Here is an 18,168-nt window from a genome sequence, read left to right on the forward strand (position 1 = left end):
TGCGCCGGGGACGTGGCTGAGGCCTTTAGCGCTTATGTCCGGCCTTTCTATGCAATGACCCTGCGCATGGCTATCATGCGTGCCTCATTGTGAGGCGATACTTGCATGCTGACGTTGTTAAAACTTCTGAAAGACGGCCGATTTCACTCCGGAGAAGCACTTGGCGCCGCCCTGGGCGTCAGTCGAAGTGCAGTCTGGAAACAACTCCAGCACCTTGAGGCAGAGCTGAACCTGCCCATCCATAAGGTTCGTGGCAAGGGGTATCAATTGGCTTCGCCGCTGGTGTTCTTGAGTGCTGAGGAGATCGCGCTATTTGCGCCCTCGTTGACGTGGCCTGTTCGTATTTCCGACTCCATTGACTCTACCAATGCCGAAGCACTGCGTCTTGTCGAGACAGGCTCTGCGGCGCCGTTCCTGGTGCTGGCGGAGCAGCAAACAGCAGGAAGAGGCAGGCGTGGCCGAAAGTGGGTCAGCCCCTTCGCGCAAAATGTGTATTACAGCCTTGTACTGCGTATAGAGGGTGGTCTTCGACAGCTTGAGGGTTTGAGTCTTGTTGTTGGCTTGGCCGTCATGCAGGCCCTGCGTGAGTCGGGTGTGCGTGGGGCTGCCTTGAAGTGGCCAAACGATGTGTTGGTTGGGCAGAAAAAAATTGCCGGGATTTTGCTGGAATTGGTAGGGGACCCTGCTGATATCTGTCACGTTGTCCTTGGAATCGGGATCAATGTGAATATGCAGAGGGCTGACGAGGTTGATCAGCAATGGACCTCGGTGCAGCTCGAGACGGGGGCTCCTGTCAATCGTAATGTCCTGGTGGCCCAACTCGGTCTGCAGTTGCAAAGCTATCTTGATCGTCATAGAGCCGCTGGCTTCGCAGCACTTCAGGCGGAATGGGAGCAGAGTCATGCGTGGCAGGGCAAGGCGGTATCGCTCATTGCAGGTGTCAACCAAGTGGATGGCGTGGTGCTGGGTGTCGATGGGCAAGGTGCTTTGCGTTTAAGCGTCGATGGGGTCGAGAAAATATACAGTGGTGGTGAGTTAAGCCTGAGGTTGCGTGATGATTCTTGAGCTCGACTGTGGGAATAGCTTTATCAAATGGCGTGTGCTCGGCTCAGGTGGGGGGGGCGCTTGCGCGGAGGGCGTTGCGGGTTCGGATGTCGCGTTGATAGAAAGCCTGGTGGCGTTGCCTGGCTTGTCGCTGACGCGCTGCCGGTTGGTGAGCGTTCGTGCCCAGGAAGAAACAAGCAGGCTTGCCGAGGCGCTGGTGGAGGCTTTTGGCGTTGCTGTTTCCTGTGCGGCCTCTGCGCGTGAAATGGCAGGCGTACGTAACGGCTACGAGGATTTCGAGCGTCTTGGGCTTGATCGGTGGCTGGCAATGTTGGGTGGATTCAAATTGGCTTCAGGTGCCTGCCTCGTGCTTGATTTTGGTACGGCGGCGACTGCAGATTTTATTGCTGCAGATGGCGAGCACCTCGGCGGCTTTATTTGTCCGGGTATGCCGCTCATGCGAAACCAGCTGCGTACGCACACGCGCAAGATCCGTTACGACGATGCCGCCGCCGAAAGGGCCCTGGAGCGCCTTTCTCCTGGTCGTACGACCGTAGAGGCGGTCGAGCGCGGCTGCACGCTGATGCTCAGGGGGTTTGTGTTGACTCAGCTTGAGCAGGCCCGTAGCTACTGGGGTGATGACTTCACTGTGTTCCTGACCGGTGGAGATGCCGATCTGGTACGAGATGCCGTGCCCCAGGCCCGACTCGTTCCTGACTTGGTTTTTGTCGGGTTGGCGATGGCGTGTCCTTTATCTTGAGGTGATTATGCGTTGGCTGTTTTTGCTTTTACTCGTCCTCAACGCCTTCTACTACATTTGGCACCAGCAAGAAGCGCCTCTGCGCGCCAAGGATGTCACGCCCTTGAGTCTCTATCGGGGTTCTCAGCAGGATATTCGACTGTTGAGTGAATCATCGGATGCCGTGGTCCGCAGGGATCGGGCAAAAGCGTCCGATGCGCAAAGCACCTGCTTGTACATCGGCGGCTTTGCGGATCAGCACGAAGCGCAATCTCTCGAGCAGCGTCTCATTAGTCTGGATATAAAGGTCAAGCTTCAGCTGCTGAGTACGCCCGACATCTCGGGTTACTGGCTTCGCGTAGCCCCGGAAAGCCGACGCCTGGCGGATGATCTGCCCTTTGAAAACCTTGCTAAGGAATTCAATGAGTTAAAACATAAAATAATGCTGTGCGAAGGCATTGCAACTCTCGAATAGTTTGCATAGAATGGCGCCCGCTTCGCAGTGAAGACCTTTAAGGCCTTCAGTGAGAAGCGAGGTCAACGCAGCTAACCTCATATTTTTAAATGAGAAAATGCTTGACAGAAGGCCGGCGTGATGTAGAATGCCGGCTCGCTTAGGAGGGGTTCCCGAGCGGCCAAAGGGATCAGACTGTAAATCTGACGTCTACGACTTCGAAGGTTCGAATCCTTCCCCCTCCACCATTTTTAGCGTGAGCTGCAAGCTCCGCGGGTATAGTTTAGTGGTAGAACCTCAGCCTTCCAAGCTGATGATGCGGGTTCGATTCCCGCTACCCGCTCCAAGTTTGCAGGTTGTGCACGGTGTTTTGCTCTTGTAGCTCAGTTGGTAGAGCACACCCTTGGTAAGGGTGAGGTCAGCGGTTCAAATCCGCTCAAGAGCTCCATATAACAAGGCAGATATGAAAATATCTGCCTTTGTTTTAACAGCTGCCTCGGCTTGATTGTGTTGTGCTTGGCTTTGTTGCTGGGTGTTTTCAAGTCTCTAGGGGTTGGTTGTTGTAAAGTCTTTTTCAGGCCTGCATAATGGTCGGCCTGATTTTGTTTTAGGTCAGTAGCTCAATTGGCAGAGCGACGGTCTCCAAAACCGTAGGTTGGGGGTTCGATTCCCTCCTGACCTGCCAGATTCACGTGGTGTGTCTGGCTTTCTTTTCACAGGATCTTCATAGATGACTCCTAAGGCTGAAGCTCAAAGCTCTCGTTTCGATCTCGTCAAGTGGCTCGCCGTAGTCGCATTGGTGGTCGTAGGCGTTGTTGGCAATCAGTACTACTCTGCTTCGCCGATCCTGTACCGCGTCCTCGCTTTGCTCGCCCTTGCTGCTGTGGCTGCCTTTGTAGGCCTGCAGACTGCTAAAGGCAAGTCGTTCGCGGTCCTGGTAAAGGAAGCACGCACCGAAATCCGTAAAGTCGTTTGGCCGACTCGCCAAGAAACCACGCAGACCACGTTGATCGTTGTGGCTGTTGTTCTGGTTATGGCGTTGCTGTTGTGGGGGCTTGATTCCCTGCTCGGCTGGCTTGTTTCCTTGATTGTTGGCTAAGGGTGTCCCGTGGCTAAGCGTTGGTACGTTGTGCATGCTTACTCGGGTTACGAGAAGCATGTTATGCGCTCTTTGCTAGAGCGCGTAAAGCTCGCAGGCATGGAAGATGGCTTCGGCGAAATTCTGGTTCCCACTGAAGAAGTGGTTGAAATGCGGAATGGTCAGAAGCGTAAAAGCGAACGCAAGTTCTTCCCTGGCTACGTGCTGGTTCAGATGGACATGAATGAAGGTACTTGGCACTTGGTCAAGGACACTCCTCGTGTCATGGGTTTTATCGGCGGTACTGCTGATAAGCCTGCTCCGATCACCGACAAAGAGGCAGAAGCAATTCTGCGTCGTGTTGCTGACGGTAGCGACAAGCCCAAGCCGAAGACTTTGTTCGAGCCGGGTGAGGTTGTTCGTGTCACAGATGGTCCGTTTGCTGATTTTAACGGCACCGTCGAAGAGGTTAACTACGAAAAGAGCCGGATCCAAGTGGCAGTGCTCATTTTCGGTCGCTCTACTCCGGTAGAGTTGGAGTTCAGCCAGGTCGAGAAGGTCTAGCTGGGCAAGCATCCCAACCCCGCAGCCTTAGGCTGTGGGGTTTTGTCGTCACTGGGATAAACGCGCAAGTAACCGGGGAGCCTTTCGAGGCGTTAGAACCCGTAATTGGAGTGCCTCATGGCCAAGAAGATTACCGCTTACATCAAGCTGCAAGTGAAGGCCGCTCAGGCCAACCCTAGCCCACCCGTCGGTCCAGCTCTGGGTCAGCACGGCGTGAACATCATGGAATTCTGCAAGGCCTTCAACGCCCGTACTCAGGGTCTTGAGCCAGGTCTGCCGACTCCAGTGATCATCACTGTATACAGCGACCGTAGCTTCACTTTCGAAACCAAGTCGACCCCGGCTTCGGTTCTGCTGAAGAAAGCTGCTGGTCTGACTAGCGGTTCCGCTCGTCCTAATACCGTTAAGGTTGGCACCGTGACTCGTGCTCAGCTGGAAGAAATCGCGAAAACCAAAAACGCGGATCTGACTGCAGCTGATATGGATGCAGCCGTGCGTACCATCGCCGGTTCTGCTCGTAGCATGGGCCTTAACGTGGAGGGTGTGTAATGGCTAAGCTGACCAAACGCCAAAAGGCTATCGCCGGCAAAATTGAAGCAGGCAAGTCCTACAACTTTGTAGACGCTGCTGCCCTGCTGACCGAGCTGTCGACTGTCAAGTTCAGCGAGTCCGTTGACGTTGCTGTAAACCTGGGTGTTGACCCACGTAAATCCGACCAGGTCGTTCGTAGCGCAACTGTGCTGCCACACGGTACCGGTAAGACTGTACGTGTAGCTGTCTTCACCCAAGGCCCGGCAGCTGAAGCTGCTCTGGCCGCCGGCGCTGACCGCGTTGGCATGGACGACCTGGCTGCCGAAATGAAAGGCGGCGACCTGAACTACGACGTAGTTATTGCTTCCCCGGATGCAATGCGCGTTGTAGGTCAGTTGGGTCAGATCCTCGGTCCACGTGGTCTGATGCCTAACCCGAAAGTCGGCACCGTGACTCCAGACGTAGCTACCGCGGTTAAAAACGCCAAGGCTGGTCAGGTTCGTTATCGCACCGACAAAAACGGCATCATTCACACCTCCGTTGGCAAAGTCGGCTTCGACGCCGTCAAGCTGAAGGAAAACGTTGAAGCCCTGATCGCTGATCTGAAGCGTATCAAGCCAGCTTCCTCGAAAGGTATCTACGTCAAGCGCGTTACCCTGAGCACCACTATGGGCCCAGGTCTGGTCATCGACCAAGGCTCGCTGGACGTATAAGACACAGATTGGCGCGAGAGATTGCGCCAATTGAAAAAATTGGGGTCCCTGCCTGGCGGGGGCTATCCAAGACCGTAGGCGGCGCAAGTCTTAAACCACAAGCCTACGCAGATGGTGCTCCCGGTTCCTTACCGAATCAGACACCAAAACGACATCCGGCTTCGGCCAGATGAAACGGTAACAAGCAGGAGTTAAACCCGTGGCAATTAATCTCGAAGACAAGAAGGCCATCGTCGCTGAAGTCAACGAGGCTGCCAAAGCTGCTCTGTCCGCTGTCGTGGCTGATGCCCGTGGTGTGACAGTAGGCGCTATGACCGGACTCCGTAAAGAGGCTCGTGAAGCTGGCGTATACGTACGTGTTGTACGTAACACCCTGCTCAAGCGCGCTGTTGCTGACACTGAATACAGTGTTCTCAACGACGTGTTCACCGGCCCGACTCTGATCGCGTTCTCCAAAGAACATCCAGGCGCTGCTGCCCGTTTGTTCAAAGAGTTCGCCAAGAGTCAGGATAAGTTCGAGATCAAGGCAGCTGCGTTCGAGGGCAAGTTCCTCGCAGCTAACCAAATCGACGTACTGGCAACACTGCCGACCCGCGACGAAGCCATTTCGCAGCTGATGAGCGTGATTCAAGGCGCTACCAGCAAGCTGGCTCGTACTCTGGCTGCAGTTCGCGAGCAAAAAGAAGCTGCCGCAGCCTAAGGCTGAGCGACTTCTCTCGCGTATTTTTGTTTATTTCGATGGCCGCGTAGGCCGTCCCCCAATTCAGGAAATACAGCAATGTCTATCTCCCAAGACGATATCCTCAACGCCGTAGCTGAAATGTCGGTTCTGCAGGTTGTTGAGCTGATCAAAGCTTTCGAAGAAAAATTCGGCGTTTCCGCTGCCGCTGCTTCCGCTGGCCCAGCTGCTGCTGCTGCCGTTGTTGAAGAGCAAACCGAATTCAACGTCATGCTGACCGAAGCTGGCGAGAAGAAAGTAAACGTGATCAAGGCAGTACGTGAACTGACCGGTCTGGGCCTGAAAGAAGCCAAGGCTGTAGTTGACGGCGCTCCTGCCCTGGTTCTGGAAGCTGTTGCCAAAGACGCAGCTGACAAAGCCAAAGCAGTACTGGAAGAAGCAGGCGCTAAAGTCGAGCTGAAGTAAGCATCGACCTTGCGTCTCCAGCCCAAGCGTTAAGCTGAAGGCTGATGGCTGGTGGCTCTTGCCACCGGCCTTTTTCCGTTCTTGGCTGTCGACTCGGTCGCCGCCATTAACGCGCTGTAGCCACCCGATGCGGTGGTGCAAACCATGGGGTTTGCAAGATTTTCTGGCTGCTCCCGTCGGAGGGGCCAAACAAGCAGGTGACCAAGCTGGGGAACGCTGATGGCTTACTCATATACTGAGAAAAAACGTATCCGCAAGGACTTTAGCAAGTTGCCGGACGTCATGGATGTCCCGTACCTTCTGGCTATCCAGCTGGATTCGTATCGTGAATTCTTGCAGGCGGGAGCGACCAAAGATCAGTTCCGCGACGTGGGCCTGCATGCGGCCTTCAAATCCGTTTTCCCGATCATCAGCTACTCCGGCAATGCTGCGCTGGAGTACGTCGGTTATCGCCTGGGCGAACCGGCATTTGATGTCAAAGAATGCGTGTTGCGCGGTGTTACGTACGCCGTACCTTTGCGGGTAAAAGTCCGCCTGATCATTTTCGACAAAGAATCGTCGAACAAAGCGATCAAGGACATCAAAGAGCAAGAAGTCTACATGGGCGAAATCCCATTGATGACTGAAAACGGTACCTTCGTTATCAACGGTACCGAGCGTGTTATCGTTTCCCAGCTGCACCGTTCCCCGGGCGTGTTCTTTGACCACGACCGCGGCAAGACGCACAGCTCCGGCAAGCTCCTGTACTCCGCGCGGATCATTCCGTACCGTGGTTCGTGGTTGGACTTCGAGTTCGACCCTAAAGACTGCGTGTTCGTGCGTATCGACCGTCGTCGCAAGCTGCCGGCCTCGGTACTGCTGCGCGCGCTCGGCTATACCACTGAGCAAGTGCTGGACGCCTTCTACACCACCAACGTATTCAGCCTGAAGGATGAAACCCTCAAGCTGGAGCTGATCGCTTCGCGTCTGCGTGGTGAAATTGCCGTCCTGGACATCCAGGATGAAAAAGGCAAGGTCATTGTTGAAGCTGGCCGTCGTATCACTGCGCGCCACATCAACCAGATCGAAAAGGCCGGTATCAAAGAGCTGGAAGTGCCTCTGGACTACGTCCTGGGTCGCACTACCGCCAAGGTCATCGTTCACCCGGCTACAGGCGAAATCCTGGCTGAGTGCAACACCGAGCTGAACACCGAGATCCTGGCCAAAATCGCCAAGGCTCAGGTCGTTCGCATCGAGACCCTGTACACCAACGACATCGACTGCGGTCCGTTCATCTCCGACACTCTGAAGATCGACTCCACCAGCAACCAATTGGAAGCGCTGGTCGAGATCTATCGCATGATGCGTCCTGGCGAGCCACCGACCAAAGACGCTGCCGAGACCCTGTTCAACAACCTGTTCTTCAGCCCTGAGCGCTATGACCTGTCTGCGGTCGGCCGGATGAAGTTCAACCGTCGTATCGGTCGTACCGAGATCGAAGGTTCGGGCGTGTTGTGCAAGGAAGACATCGTCGCGGTACTGAAGACTCTGGTCGACATCCGTAACGGCAAAGGCATCGTCGATGACATCGACCACCTGGGTAACCGTCGTGTTCGCTGCGTAGGCGAAATGGCCGAGAACCAGTTCCGCGTTGGCCTGGTGCGTGTTGAGCGTGCGGTCAAAGAGCGTCTGTCGATGGCTGAAAGCGAAGGCCTGATGCCACAAGACCTGATCAACGCCAAGCCAGTGGCTGCGGCGGTGAAAGAGTTCTTCGGCTCCAGCCAGCTCTCGCAGTTCATGGACCAGAACAACCCGCTCTCCGAGATCACCCACAAGCGCCGTGTTTCGGCACTGGGCCCGGGCGGTCTGACCCGTGAGCGTGCAGGCTTTGAAGTTCGTGACGTACACCCGACGCACTACGGTCGTGTTTGCCCGATCGAAACGCCGGAAGGTCCGAACATCGGTCTGATCAACTCCCTGGCTGCGTATGCGCGCACCAACCAGTACGGCTTCCTCGAGAGCCCGTACCGCGTGGTGAAAGACGCTCTGGTCACCGACGAGATCGTGTTCCTGTCCGCCATCGAAGAAGCTGATCACGTGATCGCCCAGGCCTCGGCCACGATGAACGACAAGAAAGTCCTGGTCGACGAGCTGGTAGCGGTTCGTCACTTGAACGAGTTCACCGTCAAGGCGCCGGAAGACGTCACCTTGATGGACGTTTCGCCGAAGCAGGTAGTTTCGGTTGCAGCGTCGCTGATCCCGTTCCTCGAGCACGACGACGCCAACCGTGCGTTGATGGGTTCCAACATGCAGCGTCAAGCTGTACCGACCCTGCGCGCTGACAAGCCGCTGGTAGGTACCGGCATGGAGCGTAACGTAGCCCGTGACTCCGGCGTTTGCGTCGTGGCTCGTCGTGGCGGCGTGATCGACTCCGTTGATGCCAGCCGTATCGTGGTTCGTGTTGCCGATGACGAAGTTGAAACTGGCGAAGCCGGTGTCGACATCTACAACCTGACCAAATACACCCGCTCGAACCAGAACACCTGCATCAACCAGCGTCCGCTGGTGAGCAAGGGTGATCGCGTTCAGCGTAGCGACATCATGGCCGACGGCCCGTCCACCGACATGGGTGAACTGGCACTGGGCCAGAACATGCGCATCGCGTTCATGGCATGGAACGGCTTCAACTTCGAAGACTCCATCTGCCTGTCCGAGCGTGTTGTTCAAGAAGACCGTTTCACCACGATCCACATTCAGGAACTGACCTGTGTGGCACGTGACACCAAGCTTGGGCCTGAGGAAATCACTGCAGACATCCCGAACGTGGGTGAAGCTGCACTGAACAAGCTGGACGAAGCCGGTATCGTTTATGTAGGTGCTGAAGTCGGCGCAGGCGACATCCTGGTAGGTAAGGTCACTCCGAAAGGCGAGACCCAACTGACTCCGGAAGAAAAACTGCTGCGTGCGATCTTCGGTGAAAAAGCCAGCGACGTTAAAGACACCTCCCTGCGTGTACCTACCGGTACCAAGGGTACTGTCATCGACGTACAGGTCTTCACCCGTGACGGCGTTGAGCGTGATGCTCGTGCACTGTCCATCGAGAAGACCCAGCTCGACGAGATCCGCAAGGATCTGAACGAAGAGTTCCGTATCGTTGAAGGCGCGACCTTCGAACGTCTGCGTTCCGCCCTGGTAGGCCACAAGGCTGAAGGCGGCGCAGGTCTGAAGAAAGGTCAGGACATCACCGACGAAGTTCTCGACGGTCTTGAGCACGGCCAGTGGTTCAAACTGCGCATGGCTGAAGATGCTCTGAACGAGCAGCTCGAGAAGGCCCAGGCCTATATCGTTGATCGTCGCCGTCTGCTGGACGACAAGTTCGAAGACAAGAAGCGCAAACTGCAGCAAGGCGATGACCTGGCTCCAGGCGTGCTGAAAATCGTCAAGGTTTACCTGGCAATCCGTCGTCGCATCCAACCGGGCGACAAGATGGCCGGTCGTCACGGTAACAAAGGTGTGGTCTCCGTGATCATGCCGGTTGAAGACATGCCGCACGATGCCAATGGCACACCGGTCGACGTCGTCCTCAACCCGTTGGGCGTACCTTCGCGTATGAACGTTGGTCAGATCCTTGAAACCCACCTGGGCCTCGCGGCCAAAGGTCTGGGCGAGAAGATCAACCGTATGATCGAAGAGCAGCGCAAGGTCGCAGACCTGCGTAAGTTCCTGCACGAGATCTACAACGAGATCGGCGGTCGCAACGAAGAGCTGGACACCTTCTCCGACCAGGAAATCCTGGATCTGGCGAAGAACCTGCGCGGCGGCGTTCCAATGGCTACCCCGGTGTTCGACGGTGCCAAGGAAAGCGAAATCAAGGCCATGCTGAAACTGGCAGACCTGCCAGAAAGCGGCCAGATGCAGCTGTTCGACGGCCGTACCGGCAACAAGTTCGAGCGCCCGGTTACTGTTGGCTACATGTACATGCTGAAGCTGAACCACTTGGTAGACGACAAGATGCACGCTCGTTCTACCGGTTCGTACAGCCTCGTTACCCAGCAGCCGCTGGGTGGTAAGGCTCAGTTCGGTGGTCAGCGTTTCGGGGAGATGGAGGTCTGGGCACTGGAAGCATACGGTGCTGCTTACACTCTGCAAGAAATGCTCACAGTGAAGTCGGACGATGTGAACGGTCGGACCAAGATGTACAAAAACATCGTGGACGGCGATCACCGTATGGAGCCGGGCATGCCCGAGTCCTTCAACGTGTTGATCAAAGAAATTCGTTCCCTCGGCATCGATATCGATCTGGAAACCGAATAACACGTGACGCGAATCGAGAGCGGGGCCGTTTAGCCCGCTCTCTGCTCCGCCAGGAGGAAAGGCCTTGAAAGACCTACTGAATTTGCTGAAAAACCAGGGTCAAGTCGAAGAGTTCGACGCCATCCGTATTGGATTGGCATCGCCTGAGATGATCCGTTCGTGGTCGTTCGGTGAAGTTAAAAAGCCGGAAACCATCAACTACCGTACGTTCAAACCTGAGCGTGACGGCCTGTTCTGCGCCAAGATCTTTGGCCCGGTAAAGGATTACGAGTGCCTGTGCGGTAAGTACAAGCGCTTGAAGCACCGTGGTGTGATCTGCGAGAAGTGCGGCGTTGAAGTTGCACTGGCCAAGGTTCGTCGTGAGCGCATGGCGCACATCGAGCTGGCTTCGCCGGTTGCCCACATCTGGTTCCTGAAATCGCTGCCGTCCCGTATCGGCTTGCTGATGGACATGACCCTGCGTGATATCGAACGCGTTCTCTACTTCGAGAGCTATGTCGTTATCGATCCAGGCATGACCACCCTTGAAAAAGGTCAGCTGCTGAACGACGAGCAGTACTTCGAAGCGCTGGAAGAATTCGGTGACGATTTCGATGCCCGCATGGGTGCCGAAGCTGTCCGCGAACTGCTGCACGCTATCGACCTGGAGCACGAGATTGGCCGTCTGCGTGAAGAGATTCCGCAAACCAACTCCGAAACCAAGATCAAGAAGCTGTCCAAGCGTCTGAAGTTGATGGAAGCCTTCCAGGGTTCCGGCAACCTGCCAGAGTGGATGGTGCTGACCGTTCTGCCGGTTCTGCCGCCAGACCTGCGTCCGCTGGTACCGTTGGATGGTGGTCGTTTCGCGACTTCCGACCTCAACGACCTGTACCGTCGCGTGATCAACCGTAACAACCGCTTGAAGCGCCTGCTCGACCTGTCCGCTCCGGACATCATCGTGCGCAACGAAAAGCGTATGTTGCAAGAAGCTGTCGATGCCTTGCTCGACAACGGTCGTCGTGGCCGCGCTATCACCGGTTCGAACAAGCGTCCTCTGAAATCCTTGGCTGACATGATCAAGGGTAAGCAAGGTCGTTTCCGTCAGAACTTGCTCGGTAAGCGTGTTGACTACTCCGGTCGTTCGGTAATTACCGTAGGCCCGACCCTGCGTCTGCACCAGTGCGGTCTGCCGAAGAAGATGGCTCTCGAGCTGTTCAAGCCGTTCATTTTCGGCAAGCTGGAAATGCGCGGTCTCGCGACCACCATCAAGGCCGCCAAGAAAATGGTCGAGCGCGAACTGCCAGAGGTTTGGGACGTTCTCGCTGAAGTGATCCGTGAACACCCGGTTCTCCTCAACCGTGCACCGACCCTTCACCGTCTGGGTATCCAGGCGTTTGAACCGGTACTGATCGAAGGTAAGGCTATTCAGCTGCACCCGCTGGTCTGTGCTGCGTACAACGCCGACTTCGACGGCGACCAAATGGCCGTGCACGTACCGCTGACACTGGAAGCCCAGTTGGAAGCGCGCGCGTTGATGATGTCGACCAACAACATTCTGTCGCCAGCCAACGGTGAGCCAATCATCGTTCCGTCGCAGGACGTTGTACTGGGTCTGTACTACATGACCCGTGAAGCGATCAATGCCAAGGGCGAAGGTCGTGTGTTCGCTGACCTGCAGGAAGTTGACCGTGTGTTCCGTGCCGGCGAAGCCGCACTGCACGCCAAGGTCAAGGTGCGGATCAACGAAACCGTCAACGACCGTGACGGCGGCAGCGTGACCAACACTCGTATCGTCGACACCACTGTCGGCCGTGCGCTGTTGTATCAAGTTGTGCCAAAAGGTCTGTCGTACGATGTCGTCAACCTGCCGATGAAGAAAAAGGCGATCTCCAAGCTGATCAACCAGTGCTACCGCGTGGTTGGTTTGAAAGAGACCGTGATCTTCGCTGACCAGTTGATGTACACCGGTTTTGCTTATTCGACCATTTCCGGCGTTTCCATCGGCGTTAACGACTTCGTTATCCCGGATGAAAAAGCCCGCATCATCGGTGCAGCCACCGACGAAGTGAAAGAGATCGAAAGCCAGTACGCCTCCGGCCTGGTAACCCAGGGCGAGAAGTACAACAAGGTGATCGACCTTTGGTCCAAGGCGAACGACGAAGTATCCAAGGCGATGATGGCCAACCTCTCGAAAGAGAAAGTCATCGACCGCCACGGCGTCGAAGTTGACCAGGAATCCTTCAACTCGATGTACATGATGGCCGACTCGGGCGCACGGGGTTCTGCTGCGCAGATCCGTCAGCTCGCCGGTATGCGTGGCCTGATGGCCAAGCCGGACGGCTCCATCATCGAAACGCCGATTACTGCGAACTTCCGTGAAGGTTTGAGCGTACTTCAGTACTTCATCTCCACTCACGGTGCTCGTAAAGGTCTGGCGGATACCGCGTTGAAAACCGCTAACTCCGGTTACCTGACGCGTCGTCTGGTAGACGTTGCACAAGATCTGGTTGTAACCGAGATCGATTGCGGCACCGAGCACGGCCTGCTGATGACTCCGCACATTGAAGGCGGTGACGTTGTAGAGCCGCTGGGTGAGCGCGTATTGGGTCGTGTTATTGCCCGTGACGTATTCAAGCCAGGTACCGAGGAAGTTATCGTTCCTGCCGGCACTCTGGTCGACGAGAAGTGGGTCGAGTTCATCGAACTCAACAGCATCGACGAAGTGATTGTTCGCTCGCCGATCAGCTGCGAAACCCGCTATGGCATTTGCGCCAAGTGCTACGGCCGTGACTTGGCTCGTGGTCACCAGGTGAACATCGGTGAAGCGGTCGGCGTTATCGCTGCCCAGTCCATCGGTGAGCCGGGTACCCAGCTGACCATGCGTACGTTCCACATCGGTGGTGCGGCAAGCCGGACCTCCGCAGCTGACAGCGTTCAGGTGAAGAATGGCGGTACCGTCCGTCTGCACAACCTGAAGCACGTTGAGCGAGTGGATGGCCACCTGGTTGCTGTGTCCCGTTCCGGTGAGCTGGCAATCGCTGATGACTACGGTCGTGAGCGTGAGCGCTACAAGCTGCCGTACGGTGCTGTGATCTCGGTTAAAGAAGGTGACAAGGTCGACGCTGGCGCAATCGTGGCCAAGTGGGATCCGCACACTCACCCAATCGTTACCGAAATGAAAGGTACCGTGACCTACGTGGGCATGGAAGAAGGCATCACGATCAAGCGTCAGACTGACGAATTGACCGGTATGACCAACATTGAAGTACTCGACGCGAAAGATCGTCCAGCTGCCGGTAAAGACATCCGTCCTGCCGTGAAGATGGTCGATGACAACGGCAAGGACTTGTTGCTGCCAGGCACTGACGTAATCGCTCAGTACTTCCTGCCAGCCAACGCCCTGGTCGGTGTAGCGGATGGTGCGAAGATCGCGATCGGTGATGTTATCGCGCGTATCCCGCAAGAAACTTCGAAGACCCGTGACATCACCGGTGGTCTGCCGCGTGTTGCCGACTTGTTCGAAGCTCGTCGTCCGAAAGAAGCGTCGATTCTGGCTGAAGTCAGCGGTACCATCGCGTTCGGTAAAGAGACCAAGGGCAAGCGCCGTCTGGTCATTACCCCGAACGACGGTAGCGATCCGTATGAAGAGCTGATTCCGAAGTGGCGTCACCTGAACGTGTTCGAAGGCGAACAGGTAAACCGCGGCGAAGTTATCTCCGACGGTCCAAGCGATCCACACGACATCCTGCGTCTGCTGGGTGTGAGTGCGCTGGCCAAGTACATCGTTAACGAGATCCAGGACGTTTACCGCCTGCAAGGCGTGAAGATCAACGATAAGCACATCGAGACCATCCTGCGTCAGATGCTGCGTAAAGTTGAAATCGCTGAGTCTGGCGATTCCAGTTTCATCAAGGGCGACCAGATGGAATTGACTCACGTGCTGGTGGAAAACGAGCGCCTGACGAACGAAGAGAAATTCGTTTCCAAGTTCACTCGCGTGCTGCTGGGTATCACCAAGGCGTCGTTGTCGACTGAGTCGTTCATCTCGGCGGCCTCCTTCCAGGAGACCACTCGCGTACTGACCGAAGCAGCGGTAACCGGCAAGCGCGATTACCTGCGCGGCCTGAAAGAAAACGTGGTCGTGGGTCGTCTGATCCCGGCAGGTACCGGTTTGGCTTACCACAGCGAGCGCAAGCGCCGCCGTGATGCTGACAAGCCGCTGCGCGTAAGCGCCAGTGAAGTGGAAGCTGCACTGACCGAAGCGCTGAACTCTAGCGGTAACTGAGTTCTGCGATAAATAAGTCTGGGCCCTGGCAGCCCCCATTCGTCGGATCGAGGCAATTTTGTCGCGGTTCGATGAGAGGGGAGGTCGGGGCCTTGCCTTGACTGGGGGCAAGATCCTCTTTAGACTCTTGTACCCCTAAATTTGGCGGGAATTCGTTCCTGCCATTTTGCTTTTCTTGCAAGACAATAGCGTCGCAAGACAACAGTGGAGCTAGTAGATGGCAACTATCAACCAGCTGGTACGTCAGCCGCGTAAGCGTATCGTCGAGAAATCCGACGTACCTGCGCTGCAGAACTGCCCGCAACGTCGTGGCGTATGCACTCGCGTGTATACCACTACGCCGAAAAAACCTAACTCGGCACTGCGTAAAGTATGCCGTGTGCGTCTGACCAACGGTTTCGAGGTTTCCTCGTACATCGGCGGTGAAGGCCACAACCTGCAAGAGCACAGCGTGGTACTGATCCGCGGCGGTCGTGTAAAAGACTTGCCAGGTGTTCGTTACCACACCGTACGCGGCTCCTTGGATACTTCCGGCGTTAAAGGTCGTAACCAGGGTCGTTCGAAGTACGGTACCAAGAAGCCTAAGTAGTAGCGGCTTTTTGTAAAACTGAATCATCTTATTTTCTGAGTCGATAAGAGTAAGGTCGGAGGCGTCCCGAAAGGGCACCGATTCCGAGCGAACCTGAAGACCGTTTGAGGGCTTATCCATGCCAAGAAGACGCGTAGCAGCCAAGCGCGAAGTGCTTGACGATCCAAAATACGGAAGCCAAATTCTGGCCAAGTTCATGAACCACGTGATGGAAAGCGGCAAGAAAGCCGTTGCCGAGCGTATCGTTTATGGCGCGCTGGAAAAGGTTAAAGAACGCAAGAACAGCGACCCCCTGGAAATCTTCGAGAAAGCTCTCGACGCCATCGCTCCGCTGGTCGAAGTGAAGTCGCGCCGTGTAGGCGGTGCTACTTACCAGGTTCCGGTTGAAGTTCGTCCGTCCCGTCGTAACGCTCTGGCAATGCGCTGGTTGGTAGACTTCGCCCGTAAGCGCGGCGAGAAGTCTATGGCTCTGCGTTTGGCTGGCGAACTGTTGGACGCTGCTGAAGGTAAAGGTGCTGCTGTTAAGAAGCGTGAAGACGTGCACCGTATGGCTGAAGCTAACAAAGCTTTCTCGCACTACCGCTTCTAATCTTAGCTTCACTAATTTTGCGAGGGCTTTATGGCTCGTACTACTCCGATTAGCCGCTACCGTAACATCGGTATCGTTGCTCACGTGGATGCTGGTAAAACCACCACCACCGAGCGCGTACTGTTTTACACCGGCAAAAGTCACAAAATGGGCGAGGTGCATGATGGCGCCGCGACCACAGACTGGATGGTTCAGGAGCAGGAGCGTGGTATTACCATTACTTCTGCTGCTATTACCGCCTTCTGGAAAGGTTCCGAGAAGCAGTACAAGGATGAGCACCGCTTCAACGTAATCGATACCCCGGGCCACGTAGACTTCACCATTGAAGTTGAGCGTTCCCTGCGCGTACTCGACGGCGCTGTCGTTGTGTTCTGTGGTACTTCGGGTGTTGAGCCTCAGTCGGAAACCGTATGGCGTCAAGCCAACAAATACGGCGTTCCACGTCTTGTTTACGTAAACAAGATGGACCGTGCTGGTGCCAACTTCCTGCGCGTGATCGGTCAGATCAAGCAGCGTCTGGGTCACACCCCGGTGCCAATCCAATTGGCCATCGGTTCCGAAGACAACTTCCAGGGTCAGATCGATCTGATCAACATGGAAGCTGTTTACTGGAATGACGCTGACAAAGGTATGGTCCCTGTTCGCAAGCCTATCCCTGCAGAGCTGCAGGAACTGGCTGACGAATGGCGCAATAACATGGTTGAGGCTGCTGCCGAAGCCAGCGAAGAGCTGATGAACAAGTACCTCGAAGGTGAAGAGCTCACCAACGCGGAAATCAAGGCCGCTCTGCGTCAGCGTACTATCGCTGGTGAGATCGTCTTGGCTGTTTGCGGTTCTTCCTTCAAGAACAAGGGTGTTCCCCTGGTTCTCGACGCCGTTATCGACTACCTGCCTGCTCCAACTGACATTCCTGCTATCAAGGGTACCAACCCTGATAACGAGGAAGAAGAGATGGAGCGTCACGCCGATGACAGCGAGCCGTTCTCGGCTCTGGCGTTCAAGATCGCTACTGACCCATTCGTGGGTACTTTGACCTTCGTCCGCGTTTACTCGGGCGTGTTGGCCTCCGGCGACGGCGTGATCAACTCGGTTAAAGGCAAGAAAGAGCGCGTGGGTCGTATGGTGCAAATGCACGCAAACGCCCGTGAAGAGATCAAGGAAGTGCGCGCTGGTGACATCGCGGCCCTGATCGGCATGAAGGACGTCACCACTGGTGAGACTTTGTGCGACGCTGCTAAGCCAATCATCCTGGTTCGCATGGACTTCCCGGAGCCGGTTATTTCGGTTGCCGTTGAGCCTAAGACCAAGGATGACCAGGAAAAAATGGGTATCGCTCTGGGCAAACTTGCTCAGGAAGATCCATCTTTCCGCGTCAAGACTGATGAAGAGACTGGTCAAACGATCATCTCCGGCATGGGCGAGTTGCACCTGGACATCCTGGTTGACCGGATGCGCCGTGAGTTCAACGTCGAAGCCAACATCGGTAAGCCTCAGGTTTCCTATCGTGAGCGCATCACGAAGAACTGTGAAATCGAAGGCAAGTTCGTTCGTCAGTCCGGCGGTCGTGGTCAGTTCGGTCACTGCTGGATCCGTTTTGCTCCTGCTGACGAAGGTCAGGAAGGTCTGCAATTCGTGAACGAAGTAGTAGGTGGTGTTGTTCCTAAGGAATACATCCCTGCTATCCAGAAGGGTATCGAAGAGCAGATGAAGAACGGTGTTGTTGCCGGCTATCCGCTGATCGGCCTGAAAGCAACCGTTTTTGACGGTTCTTACCACGACGTCGACTCCAACGAGATGGCGTTTAAGGTGGCTGCTTCCATGGCAACCAAGCAACTGGCCCAGAAGGGCGGTGGTGAGTTGCTTGAGCCAATCATGGCGGTAGAAGTTGTTACACCTGAAGACTATATGGGTGATGTCATGGGCGACCTTAACCGTCGTCGCGGCATGATCTTGGGTATGGAAGACACGGTTTCCGGCAAAGTGATTCGCGCCGAGGTTCCGTTGGGTGAGATGTTCGGTTATGCGACCGACGTTCGCTCCATGTCCCAGGGTCGCGCAAGCTACTCTATGGAATTCAAAAAATACAACACAGCTCCGGCGCACATCGCTGAAACTGTATCCAAAAAACAAGGCTGATTCAGTCCTTTAGGCAAGGAGTTAATTGTC

The 18,168-nt window shown here is 55.6% G+C and carries 14 protein-coding genes and 4 tRNA genes; all 18 read left to right on the forward strand.

Translation table 11 applies throughout. The features are described from left to right. Positions 1-105 precede the first annotated feature (105 nt). Positions 106-1,065, forward strand: a complete 960-nt coding sequence (gene birA, locus NTD80_RS17300) for a bifunctional biotin--[acetyl-CoA-carboxylase] ligase/biotin operon repressor BirA (RefSeq protein WP_262134415.1) — start codon at positions 106-108, stop codon at positions 1,063-1,065. Beyond that, positions 1,055-1,804, forward strand: coding sequence for a pantothenate kinase (locus NTD80_RS17305; protein WP_262134416.1), 750 nt, complete (start codon positions 1,055-1,057; stop codon positions 1,802-1,804). The genes birA and NTD80_RS17305 overlap by 11 nt, the downstream gene beginning before the upstream one ends. A gap of 7 nt (positions 1,805-1,811) precedes the next feature. Then, positions 1,812-2,258 carry a hypothetical protein gene (locus NTD80_RS17310; protein ID WP_262134417.1) on the forward strand — a complete coding sequence of 149 codons (447 nt, stop codon included), beginning with the start codon at positions 1,812-1,814 and terminating at the stop codon, positions 2,256-2,258. Positions 2,259-2,400: 142 nt separating this feature from the next. Further along, a tRNA-Tyr gene (locus NTD80_RS17315) sits at positions 2,401-2,485 on the forward strand. A 24-nt stretch (positions 2,486-2,509) separates the two neighbouring features. After that, positions 2,510-2,583, forward strand: a tRNA-Gly gene (locus NTD80_RS17320). 26 nt (positions 2,584-2,609) lie between these two features. Next, positions 2,610-2,685 (forward strand) — tRNA-Thr (locus NTD80_RS17325). Between the two features lie 161 nt (positions 2,686-2,846). Beyond that, positions 2,847-2,922 (forward strand) — tRNA-Trp (locus NTD80_RS17330). A gap of 45 nt (positions 2,923-2,967) precedes the next feature. Continuing rightward, positions 2,968-3,336, forward strand: coding sequence for a preprotein translocase subunit SecE (gene secE / locus NTD80_RS17335; RefSeq protein WP_003194658.1), 369 nt, complete (start codon positions 2,968-2,970; stop codon positions 3,334-3,336). A 9-nt stretch (positions 3,337-3,345) separates the two neighbouring features. After that, positions 3,346-3,879 carry a transcription termination/antitermination protein NusG gene (gene nusG, locus NTD80_RS17340; protein WP_003176436.1) on the forward strand — a complete coding sequence of 178 codons (534 nt, stop codon included), beginning with the start codon at positions 3,346-3,348 and terminating at the stop codon, positions 3,877-3,879. A gap of 117 nt (positions 3,880-3,996) precedes the next feature. After that, on the forward strand, positions 3,997-4,428 hold the full coding sequence (rplK, locus tag NTD80_RS17345; RefSeq protein WP_003176435.1) for a 50S ribosomal protein L11: 432 nt from the start codon (positions 3,997-3,999) through the stop codon (positions 4,426-4,428). After that, a complete protein-coding gene (gene rplA / locus NTD80_RS17350; RefSeq protein ID WP_003176434.1) occupies positions 4,428-5,123 on the forward strand; it encodes a 50S ribosomal protein L1 in 696 nt (231 codons plus the stop codon). Before rplK ends, rplA begins: the two co-directional genes overlap by 1 nt. Positions 5,124-5,322: 199 nt before the next feature. Beyond that, the gene (rplJ, locus tag NTD80_RS17355) at positions 5,323-5,823 is read left to right on the forward strand and encodes a 50S ribosomal protein L10 (RefSeq protein WP_016969477.1); all 501 of its coding nucleotides are present in this window, start codon (positions 5,323-5,325) and stop codon (positions 5,821-5,823) included. A gap of 78 nt (positions 5,824-5,901) precedes the next feature. Next, positions 5,902-6,267, forward strand: a complete 366-nt coding sequence (gene rplL / locus NTD80_RS17360) for a 50S ribosomal protein L7/L12 (RefSeq protein ID WP_016969476.1) — start codon at positions 5,902-5,904, stop codon at positions 6,265-6,267. 219 nt (positions 6,268-6,486) lie between these two features. Beyond that, complete coding sequence (gene rpoB / locus NTD80_RS17365) at positions 6,487-10,560, forward strand: DNA-directed RNA polymerase subunit beta (protein ID WP_025857208.1); 4,074 nt, start codon at positions 6,487-6,489, stop codon at positions 10,558-10,560. Between the two features lie 64 nt (positions 10,561-10,624). Continuing rightward, positions 10,625-14,824 carry a DNA-directed RNA polymerase subunit beta' gene (rpoC, locus tag NTD80_RS17370; protein WP_065909923.1) on the forward strand — a complete coding sequence of 1,400 codons (4,200 nt, stop codon included), beginning with the start codon at positions 10,625-10,627 and terminating at the stop codon, positions 14,822-14,824. Between the two features lie 217 nt (positions 14,825-15,041). Then, positions 15,042-15,413 (forward strand): 30S ribosomal protein S12, encoded by a 372-nt coding sequence (gene rpsL / locus NTD80_RS17375; RefSeq protein ID WP_002555494.1) that lies wholly within the window; start codon positions 15,042-15,044, stop codon positions 15,411-15,413. Positions 15,414-15,531: 118 nt separating this feature from the next. Further along, positions 15,532-16,002, forward strand: coding sequence for a 30S ribosomal protein S7 (rpsG, locus tag NTD80_RS17380; protein WP_002555493.1), 471 nt, complete (start codon positions 15,532-15,534; stop codon positions 16,000-16,002). Between the two features lie 30 nt (positions 16,003-16,032). Continuing rightward, positions 16,033-18,138 carry an elongation factor G gene (fusA, locus tag NTD80_RS17385; protein WP_065909927.1) on the forward strand — a complete coding sequence of 702 codons (2,106 nt, stop codon included), beginning with the start codon at positions 16,033-16,035 and terminating at the stop codon, positions 18,136-18,138. Positions 18,139-18,168 lie beyond the last annotated feature (30 nt).

The organism is Pseudomonas sp. 13B_2.1_Bac1, assembly GCF_025466155.1.
In the GTDB taxonomy this organism is placed as follows: domain Bacteria; phylum Pseudomonadota; class Gammaproteobacteria; order Pseudomonadales; family Pseudomonadaceae; genus Aquipseudomonas; species Aquipseudomonas aylmerensis.